The following is a 23,067-nucleotide window of genomic DNA, read 5'->3' as shown; positions in this document are numbered from 1 at the left end:
TCCGCATGGGACGGCGAAGTCGTTCAGGCGCCACGGTTTATGCACCATTGTCCGGCAATGCTCCGGCAAAAGGCGCGGCATTTGACGACCCACAGGGCTCGCAGCAGCCATGTGCCGTCCGTGTGCGAGGGATGGGTAGGGCCTGATGGCTGAGGTCAGCGGACCAGCGGTGCCGGCGTCCGGTTCGATCGATCGTTCGGAACGGCCCGGCCGGGTCGGCCTGCTGCTGATGCTGGCGGGCCTGCTCGTCGGCGCGGTGGTGGGCTTGTCTTTCGTCGCCAACGAGCAGGCGCAGCCGCTCATCCTCGCCCTGCTGGCGCTGCTCGCGATGGCGGGCGTGTTCTTCCTGTTCGCCCTGGCGATCGGCGCGCTTCAGCTCGCCGGCCCGGCCTCGCGCGACGACATCACCCGCGCCATCGTCGACGCTGCCCCAGAGGGCAAGCTCGTCGTCGAGGATAACGGGCGGATGATCTACGCCAACGAGGCCTATATGCGCCTTGCCGGCGGCGACAGCTTCTCGAATCTCCGCTCCATCGAGCGCATCTTCGTCGGCGCGCCGGAAGTCTCGGAGGCGGTCTATCGGCTCGCGCAGGCATCCCGCGACGACCGCGCCTATGCCGAAGAGATCCGGATGTCGCCGCCGCCGGGTGGCGCGGCGGACCGCGACTTCGCGTGGTACCGCATCGCAGTTCGGCCGATCCCACGCCACCGCGGCTCCGCCGCGCTCTGGACGGTGAGCGACATCACCCACGAGCGCGAGCGCCAGGAAAACGTCTTCCAGGAACTCCAGCACGCGATCGACTATCTCGACCACGCCCCCGCGGGTTTCCTGTCGATCGATGCGGCCGGCTCGATCGTCTACATGAACGCGACGCTCGCCTCCTGGCTCGGCTACGACCTCGCCACCGTCGGCTCCGGCGGGCTGAAGCTCCTCGAGATCGCACCCGGCGCCGACATGCTCACCGCCTCGCCGGGCCTGCCCGGCGAAGTGCGCACCGACCGCTACGATATCGACCTGCGCCGCCGCAACGGACAGCCGCTGCCGACGCGGCTCTACCATCGCGTCGCCTACGGGCAGGACGGGGCGCCCGGCCCCTCGCGCACCTTCGTGCTCAACCGCTCCGCCGGATCGGATGCCGACGAGCCGCAGCGCGCGGCCGAGGTGCGGCTCGCCCGCTTCCTCAACAATAGCCCGATCGCCATCGCCACCCTCGACCGGGACGGCCGCGTGATCCGCGCCAACACCTCGTTCGTTCGCCTGTTCGCCGGCATGCCGCGCCAGCCCGCGGCGGAGGGTGGCCGCGACGCACCCGATCCGATGATGCGCGACGCGGTGCTGGAGCGCGACCGTGGCGTCATCGAGGGCGCGCTCGCCCGCGCCGCCAACGGCTTCGGCGGCCTCGATCCGATCGAGGTCGGCCTGTCCGGGCCGGGTGATCGCTCGGCCCGCGTCTGGATGAGCCCGGCGGATTCCGACGGGACACCGAGCCCCGATGCCGAGGCCCGGGCCGGCAGCGATGGCGACCATGAACGGGTGATTCTCTACGCCCTCGACACGACGGCTCAGCGCCAGCTCGAACAGCAGGTCGCCCAGACCCAGAAGATGGACACGGTGGGCCAGCTCGCCGGCGGCATCGCCCACGACTTCAACAACGTGCTCCAGGCGATCATCGGCTACTCGGACCTCCTGCTCGCGAGCCACCGGCCGACGGACCACGCCTTCCAAGACATCATGCAGATCAAGCAGAACGCGAACCGGGCCGCATCCCTGGTGCGCCAACTGCTGGCCTTCTCCCGCCGCCAGACTCTGCGTCCGGAGGTGATGGATGTCGGCGAGGCGCTCTCCGACCTGACGCTCCTGTTGAAGCGCCTGCTCGGCGAGCGCGTGCAGCTCGATTTCCGCCACGGCCGCGAGATCTGGCCGATCAAGGCCGACGTGAACCAGTTCGAGCAGGTGATCGTGAACCTCGCGGTCAACGCCCGCGATGCGATGCCGGGCGGCGGAAGCCTGACGATCCGCACCGCCAACTGCCCGGTCGATGGCGAGCGGCCGGTCGGTATCCCGGCGGGCGATCACGTCATGATCGAGGTGACCGATACCGGCGAGGGCATCCCGCCAGAGGTGCGTCAGAAGATCTTCGAGCCGTTCTTCACGACCAAGGAGATCGGCAAGGGCACCGGGCTCGGGCTCTCGACGGTGTTCGGCATCGTCAACCAGTCCGGCGGGGCGATCGACGTGCAGTCGACGGTGGGCGAAGGCACCACCTTCCGCATCTACCTGCCGCGCCACGAGCCCGGCATCGAGGCCCTGCCCGAGCCGCTGCCGCCACCGCGAACCGCCTCCGGATCGACGACGATCGGCGCTTCCGAGCGTTCCGAGCCGAAGCCCGCTGCCGGCGACGAGACCGAACCGAAATCGGCGACGGAGTCCGGCTCTCCCGCCACTCGTCCCCCGGAGCCGCCGCCGAAGCCTGCGGCGGACCATACCGGCCAAGGCACCGTCCTGCTCGTCGAGGACGAGGACCCGGTCCGTGCGGTCAATTCCCGGGCGTTGTCGGCCCGCGGCTACACGGTGCTGGAGGCGGCCTCCGGCATCGAGGCGCTGCGCCTGATCGAGGAGCATGCCGACGGCATCGACGTGGTGGTCTCCGATGTCGTGATGCCGGAGATGGACGGGCCCACCCTGCTGCGCGAGCTGCGCAAGCACATGCCCGACCTCAAGGTGATCTTCGTCTCCGGCTACGCGGAGGACGCCTTCCGCAAGAACCTGCCCGAGGGCGAGACCTTCAACTTCCTTCCCAAGCCGTTCAGCCTCAAGCAGCTCGTCGAGACGGTGAAGCAAACGATGGCGAGCTGATCGCGGCGGGGGAAGTTCCACTTTTCGCGACAGGCGATCGGCCCCCGAATTCGCTCAAGGCGACATCCGGGCGGGGCGTTCAACGGTCGGCGTCGTCGCGGTCCATTGCGACCGACGGGCTCGCTTCCACGTTCTCTTCATCGGTGCGTAAGCCGCAACGACGGGCTTGCGCATTGAGAACAAAACAAGTACGAAATCCATCAGCTCCGGCGGATTGAGCGCCGTGCCCCTCCCATGCATAAGGAAGCCTTGCGATGGCCCAGCCTGCGCTGAAGATGGTGGATTCCTCGACAATGGCAGCAGCCGACAAGGACAAGTCCAAGGCGATCGAGGCTGCGCTGACGCAGATCGAGCGGGCCTTCGGCAAAGGCTCGATCATGCGCCTCGGCAAGTCCGACAAGGTGCAGGAGGTCGAGACCATCTCCACGGGCTCGCTCGGCCTCGACATCGCGCTCGGCGTCGGCGGCCTGCCGCGCGGCCGGGTGGTCGAGATCTACGGGCCCGAATCGTCGGGCAAGACGACGCTCGCGCTCCACACAATCGCCGAGGCCCAGAAGAAGGGCGGCGTCTGCGCCTTCGTGGATGCGGAGCACGCCCTCGACCCGGTCTATGCGCGCAAGCTCGGGGTCAACCTCGACGACCTGCTGATCTCGCAGCCCGATACCGGCGAACAGGCGCTCGAAATCACCGACACGCTGGTGCGCTCCGGTGCCATCGACGTGCTAGTGGTCGATTCGGTCGCCGCGCTGACGCCGCGTGCCGAGATTGAGGGTGAGATGGGCGAGAGCCAGCCGGGCCTCCAGGCCCGCCTGATGAGCCAGGCCCTGCGCAAGCTGACCGGTTCGATCTCGCGCTCGAACTGCATGGTGATCTTCATCAACCAGATCCGCATGAAGATCGGCGTGATGTACGGCAGCCCCGAGACGACCACCGGCGGCAACGCGCTGAAGTTCTACGCCTCGGTGCGCCTCGATATCCGTCGCGTCTCGACCCTGAAGGATCGCGACGAGGCCATCGGCAATTCGGTGCGCGTCAAGGTCGTCAAGAACAAGGTCGCGCCACCGTTCAAGCAGGTCGAGTTCGACATCATGTTCGGCGAGGGCGTGTCGAAGGTCGGCGAGCTGATCGATCTCGGCGTGAAGGCCGGCATCGTCGAGAAGTCGGGCGCGTGGTTCTCCTACGACAGCCAGCGCCTCGGCCAGGGTCGCGAGAACTCGAAGGGCTTCCTTCGCGACAACCCCGACATCGCCAACAAGATCGAAGCCTCGATCCGCCAGAACTCGGGCCTCGTCGCCGACCGGATTCTCGAGACGGCCAAGCCGACCGCCGACGATCTCGATGAGGGTGAGGCCTAAAGCGCCTCGCGTCACGGGTAGAACGACAAAGCCCGCCGCGAGCGATCGCGGCGGGCTTTCTTCTGCGCCGAAGGCGAGCGGTCAGGCCGCCGCGTGCCTCGCGTCGAACTCGGCCGCGAAACGGGCGCCCGGCCGGTCCGTGCAGCGATCGACCCAGGCATCGATGGTCGGCTCGCCGGGCTTGCCGAACCAGGCATAGGGCGAGTGCAGAAGGAGGTCGGCGGCACTGAAGTGCTCACCGAGCAGGAAGGGCCTGTCCTTCAACGTTTCCGCGAGCCGTACCTTGATGTCGGCGCTCGTGCGGAAGGTGCGCGCGATGGCGGGATGATCGAGCCCGATGGCCTCCAGCGTCAGGACCGGCTCGACGACGCCGGCGTACCATGCGAGCCAGCCGAGATAGGCACCGCGCTGCGGGTGGCCGGCGGGGATGCTGAGGCCGGTCTTCGGAAACAGCTCGGCCAAATACTGGATGATGGCGCTCGACTCCCGCACCAGGACGCCGTCGTGGTCGAGGAGCGGCACCTTGCCTTCCGGGTGCGGGTTGCGCGGGTCGCGTGCGCCCGAGCCGTCCATGCGCGGGATCGTGACGGTTTCGATCCGCACGGCATCGAGCGCGTCGAGGTCGTTGAGGAGCGCGACGATGCGGGTCGAGCGGCTCTGCGGGGCGTGGAACAGCGTGATCATCGGTGGCCTCTGGCTGGCGGGTTGCCGAGCCAGGGTTTAGTCCAGGGCACCTGCCAGTTTCCGTCAGTTGGGCGATGGCGCGAACCGATCGACTGTTCCGGCTGCTGCACGCGATGCGCGTCCTGCCCTCGCCGGTCACCGCCGCGCGGCTGGCCGAGGAAACGGGCGTGTCGCTGCGCTCCCTCTATCGCGATATCGACAGCCTGCGCGCCGCCGGCGCCCGGATCGATGGCGAGCGCGGCTACGGCTACCGTCTGATCGAGGACGTTGCCCTTCCGCCGCAAACCTTCGATCGAACGGAGATCGAGGCCCTGGTTCTGGGCCTCGCCGAGGTCTGTCATATGGGGGACCCGGCCCTGGCCCAGGCCGCCGTGTCGGCGCTGGCCAAGGTCGCTGCCACCCTGCCCGACCGGGCCGAGCAGCACCTTCTCCACGCGGTCTCGCAGGTTCGCCGCTCCGAGGCCCGTTTCTCCAAGATCCCCGACATGGAGACGATCCGGGCCGGGTGCTGGCGGGAGGAGGCTCTGGCGCTCCGCTACAGCGACAAGGACGGTGCGGTCACCGAGCGGCAGATCCTGCCGCTCTCCATCGTCTACCTCGACAGCAAGATGACCCTGCTGGCGTGGTGTTGCCTGCGCGAGGCGTTCCGCATGTTTCGGCTGGATCGCATCGAAGAGGTGCGGATGGCGGGCACCAGCTTCCGCCCGCGGCGGGTCACGCTTCTGCGCAGCTACCTCGCCGAACTGAGGGGTCGCGCTGGGCCGCGCAATGAGCCGACGTGACTCGCAAAGCTTGGGCCCGTATGAGGGCGCGAGACTGACCGCCGTGCTGTCCTCAGCCGGCTCCCCGACGCGACATGATGTTCGAGCCTATCCGATGAGCGGCGTCAACGAGATCCGATCGACCTTCCTGGACTACTTCCGGGATGCCGGGCACGCGGTGGTACCCTCGTCCTCGCTCGTGCCGAAGAACGACCCCACGCTGATGTTCACCAACGCCGGCATGGTGCAGTTCAAGAACGTCTTCACGGGGGTCGAGAAGCGTCCCTACGTCAAGGCGACCTCTTCGCAGAAATGCGTGCGCGCCGGGGGCAAGCACAACGACCTCGACAATGTCGGCTACACCGCGCGGCATCACACCTTCTTCGAGATGCTCGGCAACTTTTCGTTCGGCGACTACTTCAAGGCCGATGCGATCGAGCTGGCCTGGACGCTGATCACCAAGGAGTTCGGCCTCTCGCCGGAAAAGCTCCTCGTCACCGTCTATGCTGACGACGAGGAGGCCGCGGGCCTGTGGCGGAAGATTGCCGGCTTCTCGGATGAGAAGATCATCCGGATCGGCACCTCCGACAATTTCTGGCAGATGGGCGATACCGGCCCCTGCGGCCCCTGCTCGGAAATCTTCATCGACCAGGGCCCGACGCTGGCGGGCGGACCGCCCGGTTCTCCGGATGAGGATGGCGACCGCTTCCTCGAATTCTGGAACCTCGTGTTCATGCAGTATGAGCAGGTCGAGCCGGGTGTACGGAACTCGCTGCCCCGGCCCTCGATCGATACCGGCATGGGCCTGGAGCGGATGGCCGCCATCCTTCAGGGCGTCCACTCGAATTACGACACCGACCTGTTCCGCGCGCTGATCGATGCGGTGGCCCACGCCGTGTCGCGGGCGCCGGAGCCGTCGACGCGCGCCTCCTACCGTGTCATCGCCGACCATCTGCGCTCGACCTCGTTCCTGATCGCCGACGGCGTGCTGCCGTCGAACGAGGGCCGCGGCTACGTGCTGCGCCGGATCATGCGCCGTGCCATGCGCCACCTCGAACTGCTCGGCGCCCGCGATCCGGTCATGTGCCGGCTCGTGCCGACCCTCGTGCGCGAGATGGGGCAGGCCTTCCCCGAACTCGCCCGCAGCGAAGCGCTGATCTCCGAGACCCTCCGGCTGGAGGAAGGCCGCTTCCGCAAGACCCTGGAGCGCGGCCTCGCCATCCTCGACACCGAGACCCGCGATCTCGCGGCCGGCCAGAACCTGTCCGGCGAGACGGCCTTCACGCTCTACGACACCTACGGCTTCCCGCTCGACCTGACGCAGGACGCGCTGAAGGCGCGCGGCATCGGCGTCGATACGAAGGCCTTCGACGCGGCGATGCTGCGCCAGAAGCAGGCGGCGCGGGCCGCGTGGCAGGGCTCGGGCGAGGCCGCGACCGAGACGGTCTGGTTCGGCATAAAGGAGCGAACCGGCGCTACCGAATTTCTGGGATACGACACGGAAGCGGCCGAAGCCGTCGTCGGCGCCCTGCTGCGCGACGGCAGCGAAGTCGAAACGCTGAAGGCGGGCGAGAACGGCATCGTCGTCGCCAACCAGACCCCGTTCTACGGCGAATCCGGCGGTCAGGTCGGCGATACCGGCACGATCTCCGGACCCGGCCTCCGGGCGCGCGTCACCGGTACGGAAAAGAAGCTCGGCGACCTGTTCGTGCATCACGTCACGGTCGAGGAGGGTACGCTCGCCGTAGGTGCGGCGGTGGAGCTGAAGGTCGATCACGCACGCCGCGCCGCGATCCGCGCCAACCACTCGGCGACCCACCTCCTCCACGAGGCCCTGCGTCAGGTGCTCGGCGACCACGTCGCCCAGAAGGGCTCGCTCGTCGCGCCCGAGCGCCTGCGCTTCGACATCAGCCACCCCAAGCCCATCGACGAGGCGGAGCTGAGCCGCGTCGAGGAGATCGCCAACGCGGTGCTGCTCCAGAATGCGCCCGTGGTCACGAAGCTGATGGCCGTGGACGAGGCGATCGAGTCGGGCGCCCGCGCCCTGTTCGGCGAGAAGTACGGCGATGAAGTCCGCGTCGTCTCCATGGGCCGGCCCGTGGACGACGAGGGCCGTGAGGTCGAAGGCCGCCTGCCGAACTTCTCGATCGAGCTGTGCGGCGGCACCCATGTCTCGCAGCTCGGCGAGATCGGCCAGATTACTGTGCTCGGCGAGAGCGCGGTCGGCGCCGGCGTGCGCCGGATCGAGGCGATGACCGGCACCGCCGCCCGTCGCCACCGCGCCACCGAGAGCCGCACGCTGAGCCAGCTCGCCGGCCTGCTCAAGGCGCCGGTCGCGGACGTGCCGGAGCGCCTCTCCACGCTCATCGAGGAGCGTCGCCGCCTCGAAAAGGAGCTGGCGGATGCGCGCAAGAAGATCGCCATGGGCGGAGCCTCGGGCGGCGGCGACGAAGCCCGCGAGATCAACGGCGTGAAGTTGATGGCCCGGGTGGTCGAGGGCGTTGAGATGCGCGACCTGAAAGGTCTCGCCGACGAGGGCAAGACCCGCCTCGGCTCGGGCATCGTCGCCCTCGTCGGCGTCTCCGCGGACGGCAAGGCCGGGCTCGTGGTCGGCGTTACCGAGGATCTGACCGAGCGCTACGACGCGGTCGGGCTGGTGCGCGCCGGTGCCGGCCACCTCGGCGGCAAGGGCGGCGGCGGACGGCGCGACATGGCCCAGGCCGGCGGCCCGGACGGCGCTGGAGCGGACGCCGCGCTTGCCGCGATCGGGGAGGCCTTGGCCGCGGGCTGACCGGCCTCCGCGCACACGGCGGTCGGGGGGAAGAAAAACATCGTCGCTCGCGGAACGGTGAGCGTGTTCGCGGCTTGGTTGGCGGCCAATCCCCGCCGCCTCCGAGCCTTGTGCCCGGCGCGTCCCGTTTCCCGATCCGGCCCGCACCGGATTCGGGACAGGACGTCAATGTCCTGTGAGCCGATGAAACTCTTTCGCTGCCAGTCCTGCGACAACGTCCTCTATTTCGAGAACCGCTCCTGCGAGCGCTGCGGCCATCGGCTCGCCTACCTGCCGCAGCTCGGCCGTATCTCGGCCCTCGAGCCTGCGGGGGACAACACCTGGACGCCGCTCGCTGCGCCGGATCGCCCGGGCTTCTTCTGCACCAACGCCGCGCACGACGCCTGCAACTGGATGGTGCCGCCGGGTACGACCGACGCCTTCTGCCTCGCCTGCCGCCATAACGGCACCGTGCCGGATGTGAACGACCCGGTGAATCTGGAGCGCTGGCGCGAGATGGAGCATGCCAAGCACCGGCTGTTCTACACTCTGCTGCGCTGGAACCTGCCGCTGAAGACCCGCGCCGAGGATCCCGAGCACGGGCTGATCTTCAACTTCCTGGCCGACTCGCCGGATTCGAGCGGCCCCAAGGTGATGACCGGCCACGAGAACGGCATCATCACCATCGCGCTGGTCGAGGCCGATCCGGCCGAGCGCGAGAAGCGCCGCACCTCGATGGGCGAGCCCTACCGGACGCTCCTCGGCCATTTCCGCCACGAGGTCGGCCACCATTACTGGGACATCCTCGTGCGCGACGCCGGCAAGCTGGAGCCGTGCCGGGCGGTGTTCGGAGACGACTCGCAGGATTACGGCGCTTCGCTCCAGCGCCACTACAATCAGGGTCCGCCGCCGAACTGGCAGGAGAACTTCGTCTCGGCCTACGCCACCACCCACCCGTGGGAGGACTTCGCCGAGACCTGGGCCCACTATCTCCACATCGTCGATACGCTGGAGATGGCGAGCGCCTTCGGCATGCAGGTGAAGCCCAAGGCCGATGTCGAGGGCGAACTCGCCACACGGGTGGATTTCGATCCCTACGCGGCCGAGACGGTCGAGCAGATCATCGATGCGTGGCTGCCCTTCGTCTTCGCGATGAACAGCGTCAGCCGCACCATGGGCGAGGGCGACCTCTATCCGTTCGTGCTCGGTCCGGCGGTGGTGACGAAGCTCGGCTTCATCCACAACCTCGTGCACGGTCGGGTGTAGAAACCCCTCGCAACGATCGCCGACGGACGGGCCTCGCGTCAGGCTCGCCCGGCTTCCGCCGACAGCATGGCGGGATCGATGCCGATCGCCTTCAGGACCTGATCGTACTTGGTGCCGAGCCCCGGATCGAAGATCAGGTCGGGATCGGCCGGGCAGTTCAGCCAGCCATTGGCCAGAATCTCGTTCTCCAGCTGGCCCGCCTGCCAGCCGGCATAGCCGAGCGCCAGCACGGCGTTCGAGGGTCCGCGCCCGTCGGCGATGGCGCGCAGGATCTCCACCGTCGCCGTGAGGCACACGCCCTCGTCGATCTGCAGCGTCGATTGATCGATGTGGAAGTCGGCGGTGTGGAGCACGAAGCCGCGCTTGGCATCGACCGGACCGCCCATCAGCACCGGCATGTGACCGACGCGCTCGCGCAGGCGGATCGCATCGGACTCGCTGGCGATATCGAGCTGGATCAGGAGATCCGGCATGCTCAGATCCGCGACCGGCTTGTTGACGATGATGCCCATCGCCCCGTCCGCCGAGTGCGCGCAGAGATAGATCACCGAGCGCGCGAAGCGCTCGTCGCCGATCCCCGGCATGGCCACGAGGAACTGGCCGTCGAGATAGGCCGTGTCTTTGAGCGAGGGATCGGGCGTCTGCATGGGACTATGCTACTGCGCTGGCCGTCATTGATCCATAAGGCAAACGCGCACGCGGCGCGGCCGTGCCTCGACAGTCGCGCGAAGCGCGTCTAACGGTTCGTGGCTTTTGCGAGGAGAGCACGGATGACGATTCAGGTTGGCGATCACCTGCCCCAGGCCACCTTCCGGGTGAACGGGCCGGACGGTCCGCAGGCCAAGACGACCGACGACGTGTTCAAGGGGCGCCGCGTCGTGCTGGTCGGCGTGCCGGGCGCCTTCACCCCGGCCTGCCACCGCAACCACCTGCCGGGCTTCGTCGCCAAGCGCGAGGAGATCCTGGCCCGCGGCATTGATGCGATCGCCGTGACCTCGGTCAACGACATCTTCGTTCTCAACGCGTGGCAGCAGCAGAGCGGCGCCGAGGGCATCGAGTTCCTGGCCGACGGCAATGCCGAATTCGCCAAGGCGATCGGCCTGGAGATGGACGGCTCGGGCTTTGGCCTCGGCCCGCGCTCCCAGCGCTACGCGATGCTCGTGGATGACGGCGTGGTGCGGATCCTCAACGTCGAGGACACCCCGTCCAAGGCCGAGGTCTCGGGCGCCGAAGCCCTGCTGAAGGTGCTCTGAGCCACCCGACATGAGCCCTCCCCGGCACCGGGGAGGGTTCGAACCGTCTTACTTCTCCCAGCCGTAATCCCGCGCATCGGTCGCGGTGCGGTGGAAGGCGAGACGGCGGTCGTATTCCAGCGGGTCCTTGGGCTGCACCAGGGCGCCGGGCGGCACGTTGAGCCAGTCCACGAGGCGGGTCAGCATGAACCGCATGGCCGCGCCCCGCGCCAGAATCGGCAGCGCTGCGATTTCGGCCGGTTCGAGCGCCCGCACCGCATCGTAGCCCGCGATCATCGCACCCGCCTTGTCGCGGTGGAACGTGCCGTCGGCATCGAAGCACCACGCGTTGAGGCTGATCGCCAGATCGTAGGCGAAGGCGTCGGTGCAGGCGAAGTAGAAGTCGATCAGGCCCGACACGGCGTCGCCGATGAAGAACACGTTGTCGGTGAACAGGTCGGCGTGGATGACGCCGGCCGGCAGCCCTTGCGGCCAGGACGCCTCGAGCCAATCGAGGTCGCCGCGGGTGCGGGCCGCGAGGCCGGGTGCCACGGTGTCAGCCTGCGCTTCGGCCTGCACGAAGAGCGGACGCCACGCTTCCACCGACAGATTGTTCGCGCGCACCATCGGAAAATCGCGGCCGGCGGCATGAAGCCCGGCCAGCGCGGCTCCGAGCGCCCGGCAATGCTCGGCATTCGGGCGGCTCAACGACACGCCTTCGAGGAAGGTGACGATCGCCGCAGGCCGGCCGCAGAGATGCCCGAGGGCCGTACCGGCGCGGTTGCGGACTGGTTGCGGACAGGCGAGGCCGGCCCGTGCCAGATGGCTCATCAAGTTGATGAAGAATGGCAGATCCGCCGCGTTCACCCGCTTTTCGTAGAGGGTGAGGATGTAGTTGCCCGTGCTCGTATGCAGGAAGAAGTTCGAGTTCTCGACGCCTTCCGCGATGCCCTTGTAGGAGAGCAATTCGCCGAGTTCGTATTCTCTGAGGAAGGCGCGCAGCGCCTCGTCGGATACGTCGGTGTAGACCGCCACGGTGCCGCTGCCGGTTTCAGACAAGAGAAAGGGGCGCCATGGGCGCCCCTGGAGGTCGTTCGGCCGGCCTCCGCTCGGGGGCCGGCGTGTCGTCCGCCCTATTCGGCGGCTTCGCTGCGCAGCTCGCGCGGCAGCGGGAAGGACATGTCCTCGACGGTGACCGACACCTGATCCACCGTCACGTCGAAGCGCGCGGCGAAGGCGTCGATGATCTCTTCGACCAGAACCTCCGGCGCGGACGCGCCGGCGGTGAGACCGAGGCGGCGGATGTCCTTGAAGGCATCCCAATCGATCTCCTCGGCACGCAGGACGAGGCGGGTGATGGGACAGCCGGCCCGCTCGGCGACCTCGCGCAGGCGCTGCGAGTTCGAGGAGTTCGAGGAACCCACCACGATCAGGGCATCGACCCGCGGCGCGACTTCCTTGACCGCTTCCTGGCGGTTGGTGGTGGCGTAGCAGATGTCGTCCTTGTGCGGGCCGTGAATGCCGGTGAACTTGGCCTTCAGTGCCTCGACGATATGCTTGGTGTCGTCGATCGACAGGGTCGTCTGCGTCACCCAGGCCAGCGCCTGGTCGGCCGGCGGGTTAAGCGCATCGATCTGGTCGATGTCCTCGACCAAGGTGATCGAACCCTTGGGCAGCTGGCCCATGGTGCCGACGACTTCCGGATGGCCGGAATGGCCCACGAGCAGAACGTGGCGCCCGCGCTTGTGATGGATCTCGGCCTCGCGGTGGACCTTGGTCACCAGTGGGCAGGTCGCGTCGATGGTGGTGAGGCCGCGCGCATCGGCGTTCTGCGGCACGGTCTTGGCGACGCCGTGGGCAGAGAAGATGACGGGAGCGCCGCTATCGGGCACCTCGTCCAGCTCGCGCACGAAGACGGCGCCCTTCCGCTTCAGGGTCTCGACCACGTATTTGTTGTGGACGATCTCGTGGCGGACGTAGACCGGCGCTCCGTAGATCGCCAGCGCCCGCTCGACCACGTCGATGGCGCGCACCACGCCGGCGCAGAAGCCGCGGGGGGCGCACAGGAGGATCTCCAGTGGCGGCTTGTCGCCCGTCACGGCCGGATGCGGGACCCTGTTCGGGTCGGCGGTGAGGTTGATGGTGTCAGCGCTCATGATCCGACGGATGTGGAGAGGGGTGGCCGGGTCTGTCAACTGCGGCCAGCCCGAAAGCCGCGACAGGCCTGCGCCTGTCCGTCATCATTTGCTTAGCACACACGACGCGATCCGTGACCCCCACCCTCCGCCCGGGGGGCCTGCATCGACGCTCCTGTGGCAACGGTGCCGGCCCGGTGCCACCGGAACCGTAGCGGCCGGGCATGTGACGAACGACACGCGAATCGCCCTCGCGAGGCGCACGGCTCTTGTTTTGACATCGTCTTTTTCCGAAAGCCGGTGGCCAGCTTTCGGGACGATGTCCTAAGGGAAGCCCTTCTCCCATCTGGAACCAGCGAGGCAACGGGCTTTCATGGCGAGCGCCACGGACCACGCCAGCTTCCTGCCGCCGGTGCTGACCTTCCTGTCGGCGGCGGTGATCGGCGTGCCACTCGTGCGCCTGCTCGGCCAGAGCGCGGTGCTGGGCTATCTCGTTGCCGGCGTGGTGATCGGCCCGGCCGGCTTCTCGTTGATCGCCGAGCCCGAGACGGCGGCGAGCGTCGCCGAGATCGGCGTGGTGCTGCTGCTCTTCATCGTCGGGCTCGAACTCGAGATCTCGCGGCTCGTCTCGATGCGGCGCGACATCTTCGGGCTCGGCGCCGCGCAATTGGCGCTGTGTTCGCTCGTCATCGCGGGCGCCGCTCTCGCCTATGGCCTGACGCCGGCCGCAGCGAGCGTCGTCGGCATCGCGATCGCGCTCTCGGCCACCGCGGTCGCGCTCCAATTACTGGAGGAGCGCGGTGATCTCGGCTCGTCCTATGGCGGGCGCTCCTTCGCGGTGCTCCTGTTCCAAGACATCTCGGTCGTGGCGATCCTGGCGCTGCTGCCGCTGCTCGCCTCGGCCGGCGCCACGCCGAAGGACGGCTGGCTCGACGAGGGCCTGCGCTCCACCGGCCGCGCCGCGGTCGCGGTCGCGGGCGTGGTGCTCGTCGGGCGCTACGGCCTGAACCCGTTCTTCCGCCTGCTCGCGGCGGCGGGCGGACGCGAGGTGATGACGGCGGCCGCGCTTCTCGTGGTGCTCGGGACGGCGCTGGTGATGGAGAAGGCCGGCCTCTCCATGGCGATGGGCGCCTTCCTCGCGGGCGTGATGCTCGCCGAGTCGAACTTCCGCCATCAGCTCGAGGCCGACATCGAGCCGTTCCGCGGCATGCTGCTCGGCCTGTTCTTCATGAGCGTCGGCATGTCGATCGACGGCGGCCTGCTCACGAACCACTGGCTGGCGCTGCTCGCCGCGACCATGGCCGCGATCGCGGTGAAGATCGCCCTGGTCGCCGGGCTGTTCCGCCTGTTCGGCTCGCCCTGGCTCGACGCCCTACGCGGCGCGGCGGTGCTGGCGCCGGCCGGCGAGTTCGCCTTCGTGATCCTGCCGGCGGCGGGCGACCTGCGCATCCTCGCCTCGGACGTGACCCGCTTCTGCGTCGCGCTTGCCGCCCTCACCATGCTGGTCGGGCCCATCGCCGCCAAGGGGCTCGACGCCCTCATCGCCCGCCGCCCGAAGGAGGCCGAGCCGCCCTCCGACGTCGGCGAGGCGCAAGAATCCGGCGATACCCGGGTGCTGGTGGTGGGCTTCGGCCGCTTCGGCCAGATCCTGGCGCAGGTGCTGCTGGCGGAAGGCATCAACATCACCGTCATCGACAAGGACGTCGAGCAGATCCGCAACGCGACGAGCTTCGGCTTCCGGATCTATTACGGCGACGGCACCCGGCTCGACGTGCTGCGCGCCTCCGGCCTCGCCAAGGCGGACCTGATCTGCGTCTGCATCGACGACGCGCCGGCCGCTTTGAAGATCGTCGACATCGTCCACGAGGAATTCCCGAACGTGCGCACCTATGTGCGGGCCTATGACCGTACGCACGCCATCGAGCTGATGAACCGCGACGTGGATTTCCAGCTTCGCGAGACCGTCGAATCCGCCCTCGGCTTCGGCCGCGCCACTCTTGAGAGCCTGGGATTGACCGCCGAGGCCGCCGCGCGGCGCGTCGAGGACGTGCGCAAGCGTGACGTCGCCCGACTCGTGTTGCAGCAGGCGGGGGCGATGCCGGACGGCTCCGGCTGGCTGCGCGGTACGCCGGAACTGCGGCCCGAGCCGCTCACCGCGCCGAAAAGCCCCTCGCGGGCGCTCAGTGCCGAGACCCGCGGCCTGATCGAGCAGCAGCCGCACGAATCCGCCGCCCGCGCGCTCGAGCCCGAGGATGCCGAGCCGAATGCCTGAGGCGGGCACAGGCGCCGTGCCGGACCGGGACGGGGGCGCAGCGCGCTTCGTCTCGGGCTCGATCCTGCGACACGTCGTGGTGATGAGCGCGACCGGCTCCGTCGGCCTGATGGCGATCTTCGCTGTCGATCTGCTGTCGCTGTTCTACGTCTCGAAGCTCGGCGACCCGGCGCTCACCGCAGCGGTCGGATTCGCCTCGATCGTCCAGTTCTTCGCCATCGCCTTCAATATCGGCCTGATGATCGCGGCTGGCGCCCTTGTCTCGCGGGCGATCGGAGCGAACGATCCGGCCGACGCGCGGCGGATCGCGACCTCGGTCACCGTCCATTGCGTGATCGCCTCGGCTCTGCTGGCCGCCTTCCTGCTCGCCGTGCTAGACCCGCTGCTCTCGGCCATCGGCGCGGAGGGGCACACCCTCGACGTCGCCAAGCGCTATCTCTGGATCAGCCTGCCGTCGAACCTGCTGCTCGGGCCGGGCATGCTGTTCACCGGCCTCCTGCGCGCGGTCGGCGCGGCGCGGGAGGCGATGTACGTCACGCTTGGCGGCGCCGTCATCACCGTCTTCGTCGATCCGCTGCTGATCTTCGGCCTCGGGCTCGGCGTGGACGGAGCCGCGCTCGCAGTCTGCGTGGCCCGCATCACCTTCGTCGCCGTCGGCTGGGTCGGCGTCCGCCGCTACCGATTGCTCGAAGCGCCCCGCCTTACGGCGGTCCTCGGCGATCTACCGCTGGTCACCCGCATCGCCGGGCCGGCAGTGCTCACCAACCTCGCCCCCTCGATCGCCAGCGCCTTCGTGGCCCACGCCTTGTCTGGCTTCGGGCCTCCGGCGATCGCCGGGAACGTGGTGATCGAGCGCCTCGCCCCGGTCGCCTTCTGCGGGCTGTTCGCGATGTCGGGCTCGATCGGTCCGATCCTCGGCCAGAACTGGGGCGCCGGGCGCTTCGACCGGATGCGGGGCGTGCTCCGGGTCGGTGCGGCGGTGACCGCGCTCTACGTCGTCGTCGTCTGGCTGCTCCTCGCCCTGGCGCGGGCGCCGCTGGCCGGTGCCTTCGAGCTTCAGGGCGTGGCGGCCGATCTGTTCGCCTTCTTCTGTCTGGTGAGTGGGCCGGTCTGGTTCTTCAACGGGCTGCTGTTCCTTGCCAACGCTGCGTTCAACAATCTCGGCTTCCCCTTCCTCTCGACTCTGCTGAACTGGGGCCGGGCGACGGTGGGCACCGTCCCGCCCGCTCTTCTGGGGGCGGCGTGGTACGGACCGGAGGGCGTGATCGCCGGCACCGGCCTCGGCTCGATCGCCTTCGGGGTGGCCGGCCTCGCCCTCGCCTTCCGCACCGTGGGCCGGCTCGAACGCGGCATGAGCCTCGCGGCAGGCCCCGCACCCGAGCCACCCTCCGCCGACGCGGCGGTGCAGGCCGCCCCCGCCAGCGGAATGATCGCTGCAGTCGGAAAAGCGAACGTGGAAGCCGGCACGGGCTGATTGTCGGCTATTCCAAGGGAAATCGCCGCGGAATCGGGGTTATCGCTGGCCAGCCTCGCCGGGTTGCGACACACTCTCGACCGAGGCCGTTCCGGCGAGCCTTCGGACGTGAGTGTCGGCAGTCATCACCGGTGCGCGTCCGGAATGCGGATGGGCTCGCATCATGGACACGTTGTCATGGTGAGCCCGGAGGCGTTCGGCACCCGGACCGTTGCTGCTCGCTGAGGCGCCCGGCCATGTACACGATGTTCGACATCCTGCAGAGCCAGGGCGACGCAAGCGTGCGGGCCTTCGGGCAGCAGTTCGGTCTCTCGCCGGAGCAGACCCGCCGCGCCATGGAGGCGCTGCTGCCGGCCTTGTCGATGGGCATGCAACGCAACGCTGCGGCCGATCCGATGGGGTTCGGGCGCATGTTCGGGTTCGGCCAGCCGGGAAAAGCGCCGCCACAGGCCGGTGCGGATCTATTTTCAGGCCTGTTCGGCTCACCCATGATCGCTCAGGCGGTGATCCAGCAAGCGTCGGCGGCGAGCGGCGTCGGGAGCCAGGCCCTCAGGCAGATGCTGCCGATCATGGCCGGCATGATCGTGGCCGGCATCGTCCACCTGCTCCTTAACCCGCCTGCCGGGGCACCGGCCGCCGAGCCCGCGCCACCCACCTACCCGGTCGGCACGCTCTGGACGGACTGGCTCAACGGCCTCACCGCCGCGGCGGGACAGATGGCCTCCCCTCCTCCGCCTGCGGCGCGCAAGCCCGAGCCGCGCCCGGCCATGCGGAAAGCAGAGGCGGCGCCGGCACCGGATGCGACCAAGGCCTCGATGGAAGTGATCCAGCAGATGCTCCAGACGGGAGCCGAGGTTCAGGAGCAGAACGTCAAGGCGATGAAAGACGCGTTCGACGCGTTCTGGAGCCAGCCCAAGCCGGAGGATCCGAAGCCCAGAGCCGGAGCCGCTCCCACCGCCGGACGGGACGCAGCTTCCGCAAGGCGCAAGCCGGTCGGGCCGAAATAGGGATTCGTAGGAAGGCTGGTTTTACTAGACCGGCAACGCTCGGCTTCGTCCGGTCGCGGCGCCGGACGACAGGTCATTTCGCTGTCTCGATGGAGAGATCATCTGGCCGGCGCCGCATGAGCAAGCCGGCGTGATTCCGCCCGCATCGGGCTACTCGAACACAAACAGTTCGAAGATCTTGGGAAAGAAACTTCCCAGGGCGGTTCCGTACGCGCGGAAGGCACCGATGACTGCGATCCCGACGAAGGTGCTGACCAATCCATACTCGATGGCAGTCGCCCCCGATTCATGACGCGCGAAGCGGACGAGAGACCGGTACAAAGGCCGGGCGGATTTCGGGACGGGCGCGGATGGAGGAAGCAGAGACACGGCGCATCGTCCCGGACGTGTGGCAATGACCAGATTCTGCCAGCCTGAACTTGCAGCGAGCTTAAGGGAATTGAAGAAAACGGCGGCATTACCCGCCGACACGTCTCATTCGACGGCCACTGTGTTCGCGAACGGGGCAGCGGGCGATGGATCGCCGAACCTGTGTCCCGCTCCCATCGCCCGCTCGCCTCGGGGCCGCTTCACCCCGCGAAACGGTCGAGCATCATCCCGAAAAGCGGCCAACGCCTTCCGGAATGATGCCCTTGGCCGATTCAGGCCTTGCCGGTGTCCTTGCGCAGGGCGTCGATGCGCTTGGAGGCCTCTGCCTTGTCGAGATCGGCTTCGAACGCTTCCGGTGCCTTGGCCTGCTCGGACAGGGTCTTGAGGTAGGAGGCCTGCGCGCCCGTCATCGGCTCGGCGCCGGTCGTCCACTCGTCGGGATCCTTGATCCGGTTCGACTCGTCGGTCGGATCGACTTTCGGATTCTCGGCCGCAGCCTGGTCCTTGGTGGTCTTGCTGGTCGTCTTGCCGGTCATCGGGGCACCCCTTCGTTCATGGATTGTTCCAAAAAACGCGGGGCTCTCCGCTAAGTTCCGGGCACGGTGAGTCGCGCCCGGAACCGTCGATCCAGATAATCCTCAGGCGGCGGCCGCCCGCGGCTGCACCTCGGCGAGGTAGTCGTCCATCAGCGTCTTGGTCAGCGCCGCCGGGGTGAAGCGGTAGGGGCCGATCTCGGAGACCGGGGTCACCTCGGCAGCCGAGCCGGTGATGAAGCACTCCGAGAAGCCCGTCATTTCCTCGGGGCGGATGCGCCGCTCGATCACCTCGATCCCGCGGCGCTTGGCCAGCTCGATCACGGTCTGGCGGGTGATGCCGTTGAGGAAGCGGTCGGCCTGGGGCGTGTGGATCACGCCGTCGGCGATGAAGAACACGTTGGCGCCGGTGCATTCGGCGACGTTGTCCTCCCAGTCGAGCATCAGCGCGTCGGCATAGCCCTTGTTCTCGGCCCGATGCTTGGAGATCGTGCAGATCATGTAGAGACCCGCCGCCTTCGAGGTGGAAGGCGCGGTGCGCGGATCGGGGCGGCGGTAATCGGCGATGTCGAGCCGGATGCCCTTCATCTTGGTCTCCGGATCGAAGTAGCTCGGCCATTCCCAGGCGGCGATGGCGAGATGAATGGTGTTCTTCTGCGCCGCGACGCCCATCATCTCCGAGCCACGCCACGCCACGGGGCGCAGATAGGCGTCCTGCAGGCCGCTGGTCGCGAGCACCTGGGCTTTAGCCGCCTCGATCTGATCGACCGAGTACGGGATCTCGAAATCGAGGAGCTGGGCCGACTGGCGCAGGCGCTCGGAATGCTGGCGGCTCTTGAAAATCCGGCCGCCATAGGCCCGTTCGCCCTCGAACACCGACGAACCGTAGTGGAGGCCGTGGCTGAGCACATGGATCTTCGCCTCGCGCCACGGCACCATGGCGCCGTCGAACCAGATCGTGCCTTCGCGCTCATCGAAGGGAATCACGGACATCTCTCGAAGTTCCTCTGCGCGGCCTCGGCGAAGCGCGGGGTCGTCGGGTGGGGCAAATGCCGGCGCGCGGACGCAGAACGATGCAGCGAGCGGCTGGACCGGCAGGGTTGACGGGTAACAACGGGGCTGAGATATGTCAACAACACTGACTTATCTTCCCGGGTCATCCGGAGCCCCGCGATCCGCAGCCGACCGAGGTTTTCACGACGTGAATCGTGTAATGACGCCAGATGCCGACATGGCGGTACAGGCTCCCGGTGAGGCGTCCCTCCCGAGCTGTCCCGCCGCGGGCGGCGACAGCGACGACCTGATCGAGCTCTTGTTCTTCGCCTACCGCGATTTCGTCGGCGACCCCGATCGGATTCTGGCGCAGTACGGCTTCGGCCGGGCGCATCACCGGGTGCTGCACTTCGTCGATCGCTATCCCGGCCTCACCATCGCCGAACTCCTCGATATCCTGCGCATCACCAAACAGAGCCTCAACCGGGTACTCAAGGATTTGATCGATCAGGGCTATGTCGAGCAGCAGACCGGCACGAGCGACCGGCGCCAGCGGCTCCTGTTCTGCACCCCGTCCGGCCGGGCGCTGACGGCCGACCTGACGCGGGTTCAGGTCCGGCGGATCGTGCGGGCGCTCGATGCGCCCTCTGAGGATGACGAGGCCGAGAGCGGGCGCGAGGCCCGCGCGGCCTCCGCCCAGGATTTCCTGCTCGCGATGATCGAGCCGGCCGAGCGCGCCGCGATCCGCCGGCTGATGGCACGCCGCACGACGGGGCGCGCCTGATGTCGGCCGAAAGCGCCCTTAAGGCGCGCCCCGAGCTACCCGACCACGCGCCCCATATCCTGCTCGTCGATGACGACCGGCGGGTGCGCGAACTCCTGTCCCGCTTCCTCTCGGAGCAGGGTTTCCGGGTCACGGCGGCGGCAAACGCGGCGGAGGCGCGCCTGCGCGGGCAGTGCTTCGTGTTCGACGCCCTCGTGCTCGACGTGATGATGCCCGGCGAGAGCGGTTTCGACTATGCCCGCTCGGTGCGCGAGACCTCTCGGGTGCCGATCCTGATGCTGACGGCCCGCTCCAACCCCAACGACCGGGTCACGGGCCTGGAGATCGGCGCCGACGACTATCTGCCCAAGCCCTTCGAGCCGCGCGAGCTGATCCTGCGGCTCAATAATATTATCCGCCGCCACGCTGCCGTGCCGGAAGCCCGCTTCTCCGGCGAGGACGCGGTCAGCTTCGGCCCGTTCAGCTTCCGCATCGACCGGGGCGAGTTGCGCCGGGAGAACGAGCCGGTGAAGATCACCGAGCGCGAGCGCGAGATCCTGACCATGCTGGCCCAGACCCGCGGCGGCAATGTCGAGCGCGAGACGCTCGCGGGCAATGGCGGATTGGCGGCCGAGCGGACCATCGACGTGCAGATCAACCGTCTGCGCCGTAAGATCGAGCCGGACCCGGCCAATCCGAGCTTCCTGCACACCGTCCGCGGCGTCGGCTACCGCCTCGCCATCGATTGAGGCCTTCATGGCGGCCCCCGCCCGCCCCTCCACGACCGCACCGTCTCGAACCGGCACCCTCGCCGGGGCGCTCGGTCGCGTTCGGAAGACCTGGCGGCGCCTCAGCCGCGCCATCGGCGACGCTTTGCCGAAGGGCCTCTACGCCCGCTCACTGATCATCATCATCGCGCCGATGGTGCTGCTACAATCGGTGATCGCCTACACCTTCATGGAGCGGCACTGGCAGCTCGTGACCCGCCGCCTTTCGGCGGCCGTCACCGCCGACGTCGCCGCGCTGATGGACATCTACGAGTCCTATCCGCAGGACCGGAACGCGGAGACGCTCTCGCGCATCGCCGGGGAGCGGCTGAACCTCGACATCGACATCCTGAAAGGCGCCAAGCTGCCGAATCCGGGGCCGCGCCCGTTCTTCTCGATTCTCGACGAGGTCTTGTCGGAAGAAATCCGCCGCCAGATCCGGCGCCCGTTCTGGATTGATACGGTGGGGCGCTCCAACCTCATCGAGATCCGGGTGGCGATCCCCGAAGGCGTGATGCGGGTCACCGCCCGGCGCAACCAAGCCTACGCCTCGAACTCGCACATCTTCCTGCTCTGGATGACCGGCTCCTCGCTGGTGCTGCTCGGCGTGGCGATCTTGTTCCTGCGCAACCAGATCAAACCGATCCTGCGGCTCTCGGCGGTGGCCGAGGGGTTCGGCAAGGGCCGCGAGATCGAGTTCAAGCCTCGCGGCGCCCGCGAGGTCCGGCAGGCGGGGCACGCCTTCATCGAGATGAAGCGGCGCATCGAGCGGGCCATGGAGCAGCGCACGGCGATGCTCAACGGGGTGAGCCACGACCTGCGCACCATCATCACCCGGTTCAAGCTCTCGCTCGCCCTGGTCGAGCAGACGCCGGAGGTGGAAGATCTCCAGCGCGACGTGGACGAGATGAGCCGGATGCTCGAAGGCTATCTCGCCTTCGCCCGGGGTGATTCCGCCGAGACCGCCGCCGAGACCGACATGCGGACCCTGCTGGAAGATCTGCGCAGCGACGTGGAGCGCCTCGGTGCCCATGTCGAGGCGGTCGAGATCGAGGGCAGCCCGCTCGTCACGGTGCGGCCGGATGCGATGCGCCGCTGCCTGTTCAACCTCGCCGCCAACGCCGCGCGCTATGCCGACACCGTCGCGATCTCGGGCAAACGCGAGCATCGCGCCTTCCTCATCGCGATCGACGACGACGGGCCCGGCATCCCACCGGAGAGCCGGGAGGACGTGTTCAAGCCGTTCGTGCGCCTCGACGATGCGCGCCAGGATGCCGGCGGCTCCGGGCTCGGTCTCGCCATTGCCCGCGATATCGCTCGGGCGCATGGCGGCGATGTCGGCCTGCACGACAGCCCGCTCGGCGGCTTGCGGGCGACGGTGCGCATCCCCGCCTGATCGAAACGCTCACCGAGCCGAAACACCCGCCTGGCTGAAACCTTGGCGGATCGATCGGAGATTCTGACGCGGCGGGAGTTTCCTCCGGCGGAACGGCGATGCTAAGACCGCTTCGCATTATTCTTCGGGCCGCGCTGCGGTCCCTCAACGAACGCGAGTGACGTCGAATGAACCCGCTGGTGCCGCTTTCCATCGTGCTGCTCCTCCCGATCGCAGCCGTCTGCGCCGTTCTCTTCACGGATTCCGGGATCGAGCCGGCCCTGTTCTACGCCGCGGTCAAGACCTTCGCGATCCTGTTCGTCGTCGGCGGCGCGATCTCCTTCGCCGCGAGCCGCCTCGCCGCGCGCACCCACGGCTGAGCCTCTCCAACGAAACGCCCGCCGCTCTGCCGTGCCCCCTGAGGCCCGTTCAGTGAACGGGTGTTTCATGAGGC

Annotated in this window: 20 protein-coding genes; 13 read left to right on the top strand and 7 right to left on the bottom strand. The window is 68.2% G+C overall.

The genetic code is table 11. From position 1 onward, the window contains the following. The first annotated feature begins 145 nt into the window (after window positions 1-145). Together cckA and recA are read left to right on the top strand one after the other, a co-directional pair. Complete coding sequence (gene cckA / locus OVA30_RS09165) at window positions 146-2,857, top strand: cell cycle histidine kinase CckA (protein WP_268175258.1); 2,712 nt, start codon at window positions 146-148, stop codon at window positions 2,855-2,857. Between the two features lie 275 nt (window positions 2,858-3,132). Further along, window positions 3,133-4,212, top strand: a complete 1,080-nt coding sequence (recA, locus tag OVA30_RS09160) for a recombinase RecA (protein WP_373691185.1) — start codon at window positions 3,133-3,135, stop codon at window positions 4,210-4,212. A gap of 81 nt (window positions 4,213-4,293) precedes the next feature. Here recA and OVA30_RS09155 read toward each other — a convergent pair whose 3' ends face one another. After that, complete coding sequence (locus OVA30_RS09155; RefSeq protein ID WP_268175257.1) at window positions 4,294-4,896, bottom strand: glutathione S-transferase family protein; 603 nt, start codon at window positions 4,894-4,896, stop codon at window positions 4,294-4,296. A gap of 74 nt (window positions 4,897-4,970) precedes the next feature. Between OVA30_RS09155 and OVA30_RS09150 the strand changes: the two genes are divergently transcribed. The 3 genes from OVA30_RS09150 (at window position 4,971) to OVA30_RS09140 (ending at window position 9,693) form a co-directional block, all read left to right on the top strand. Continuing rightward, complete coding sequence (locus tag OVA30_RS09150) at window positions 4,971-5,678, top strand: helix-turn-helix transcriptional regulator (protein WP_268175256.1); 708 nt, start codon at window positions 4,971-4,973, stop codon at window positions 5,676-5,678. A gap of 94 nt (window positions 5,679-5,772) precedes the next feature. Beyond that, window positions 5,773-8,448, top strand: coding sequence for an alanine--tRNA ligase (alaS, locus tag OVA30_RS09145; RefSeq protein WP_268175255.1), 2,676 nt, complete (start codon window positions 5,773-5,775; stop codon window positions 8,446-8,448). A gap of 183 nt (window positions 8,449-8,631) precedes the next feature. Beyond that, a complete protein-coding gene (locus OVA30_RS09140) occupies window positions 8,632-9,693 on the top strand; it encodes a zinc-binding metallopeptidase family protein (protein ID WP_182567286.1) in 1,062 nt (353 codons plus the stop codon). A 38-nt stretch (window positions 9,694-9,731) separates the two neighbouring features. On the opposite strand, the gene OVA30_RS09135 is transcribed toward OVA30_RS09140, so the two are convergent. Continuing rightward, a complete protein-coding gene (locus OVA30_RS09135) occupies window positions 9,732-10,340 on the bottom strand; it encodes a YqgE/AlgH family protein (protein ID WP_003600708.1) in 609 nt (202 codons plus the stop codon). Between the two features lie 123 nt (window positions 10,341-10,463). Here OVA30_RS09135 and OVA30_RS09130 point away from each other — a divergent pair, with 123 nt between their 5' ends. Continuing rightward, a complete protein-coding gene (locus OVA30_RS09130) occupies window positions 10,464-10,946 on the top strand; it encodes a peroxiredoxin (RefSeq protein ID WP_003600710.1) in 483 nt (160 codons plus the stop codon). A 48-nt stretch (window positions 10,947-10,994) separates the two neighbouring features. Here OVA30_RS09130 and thrB read toward each other — a convergent pair whose 3' ends face one another. Continuing rightward, complete coding sequence (gene thrB, locus OVA30_RS09125) at window positions 10,995-11,960, bottom strand: homoserine kinase (protein WP_268177475.1); 966 nt, start codon at window positions 11,958-11,960, stop codon at window positions 10,995-10,997. 98 nt (window positions 11,961-12,058) lie between these two features. Further along, on the bottom strand, window positions 12,059-13,081 hold the full coding sequence (ispH, locus tag OVA30_RS09120) for a 4-hydroxy-3-methylbut-2-enyl diphosphate reductase (RefSeq protein WP_003600714.1): 1,023 nt from the start codon (window positions 13,079-13,081) through the stop codon (window positions 12,059-12,061). 352 nt (window positions 13,082-13,433) lie between these two features. Between ispH and OVA30_RS09115 the strand changes: the two genes are divergently transcribed. The 3 genes from OVA30_RS09115 (at window position 13,434) to OVA30_RS09105 (ending at window position 17,813) form a co-directional block, all read left to right on the top strand. Next, window positions 13,434-15,332, top strand: coding sequence for a monovalent cation:proton antiporter-2 (CPA2) family protein (locus OVA30_RS09115; RefSeq protein ID WP_268175254.1), 1,899 nt, complete (start codon window positions 13,434-13,436; stop codon window positions 15,330-15,332). Next, window positions 15,325-16,806 carry an MATE family efflux transporter gene (locus OVA30_RS09110; RefSeq protein ID WP_268175253.1) on the top strand — a complete coding sequence of 494 codons (1,482 nt, stop codon included), beginning with the start codon at window positions 15,325-15,327 and terminating at the stop codon, window positions 16,804-16,806. Before OVA30_RS09115 ends, OVA30_RS09110 begins: the two co-directional genes overlap by 8 nt. Before the next feature lie 236 nt (window positions 16,807-17,042). Then, a complete protein-coding gene (locus OVA30_RS09105) occupies window positions 17,043-17,813 on the top strand; it encodes a DUF937 domain-containing protein (protein ID WP_268175252.1) in 771 nt (256 codons plus the stop codon). Between the two features lie 150 nt (window positions 17,814-17,963). Here the strand turns inward: OVA30_RS09105 and OVA30_RS09100 are convergent, their stop codons facing one another. From OVA30_RS09100 to OVA30_RS09090, 3 genes are all read right to left on the bottom strand, one after another. Then, window positions 17,964-18,182: a Flp family type IVb pilin gene (locus OVA30_RS09100; protein WP_309248317.1), complete on the bottom strand. Its 219-nt coding sequence runs from the start codon at window positions 18,180-18,182 to the stop codon at window positions 17,964-17,966. 272 nt (window positions 18,183-18,454) lie between these two features. Beyond that, window positions 18,455-18,718: a DUF3072 domain-containing protein gene (locus OVA30_RS09095; RefSeq protein ID WP_003600718.1), complete on the bottom strand. Its 264-nt coding sequence runs from the start codon at window positions 18,716-18,718 to the stop codon at window positions 18,455-18,457. Between the two features lie 102 nt (window positions 18,719-18,820). After that, complete coding sequence (locus OVA30_RS09090) at window positions 18,821-19,708, bottom strand: branched-chain amino acid aminotransferase (protein ID WP_015951107.1); 888 nt, start codon at window positions 19,706-19,708, stop codon at window positions 18,821-18,823. 220 nt (window positions 19,709-19,928) lie between these two features. On the opposite strand from OVA30_RS09090, the gene OVA30_RS09085 reads away from it, so the two are divergent. From OVA30_RS09085 to OVA30_RS09070, 4 genes are all read left to right on the top strand, one after another. Then, a complete protein-coding gene (locus OVA30_RS09085) occupies window positions 19,929-20,492 on the top strand; it encodes a MarR family winged helix-turn-helix transcriptional regulator (RefSeq protein ID WP_210279011.1) in 564 nt (187 codons plus the stop codon). Beyond that, on the top strand, window positions 20,492-21,220 hold the full coding sequence (locus OVA30_RS09080; RefSeq protein WP_015951105.1) for a response regulator: 729 nt from the start codon (window positions 20,492-20,494) through the stop codon (window positions 21,218-21,220). Before OVA30_RS09085 ends, OVA30_RS09080 begins: the two co-directional genes overlap by 1 nt. Window positions 21,221-21,227: 7 nt before the next feature. Continuing rightward, a complete protein-coding gene (locus OVA30_RS09075) occupies window positions 21,228-22,634 on the top strand; it encodes an ATP-binding protein (RefSeq protein ID WP_268175251.1) in 1,407 nt (468 codons plus the stop codon). Between the two features lie 167 nt (window positions 22,635-22,801). Beyond that, on the top strand, window positions 22,802-22,993 hold the full coding sequence (locus tag OVA30_RS09070; protein ID WP_003600725.1) for a hypothetical protein: 192 nt from the start codon (window positions 22,802-22,804) through the stop codon (window positions 22,991-22,993). Window positions 22,994-23,067: the final 74 nt, after the last annotated feature.

The sequence above is a fragment of the Methylorubrum sp. SL192 genome (genome assembly GCF_026672325.1).
In the GTDB taxonomy this organism is placed as follows: domain Bacteria; phylum Pseudomonadota; class Alphaproteobacteria; order Rhizobiales; family Beijerinckiaceae; genus Methylobacterium; species Methylobacterium extorquens.
Note: the sequence above shows the minus strand (reverse complement) of the source record. Positions and strands in the feature narration are given on the sequence as shown.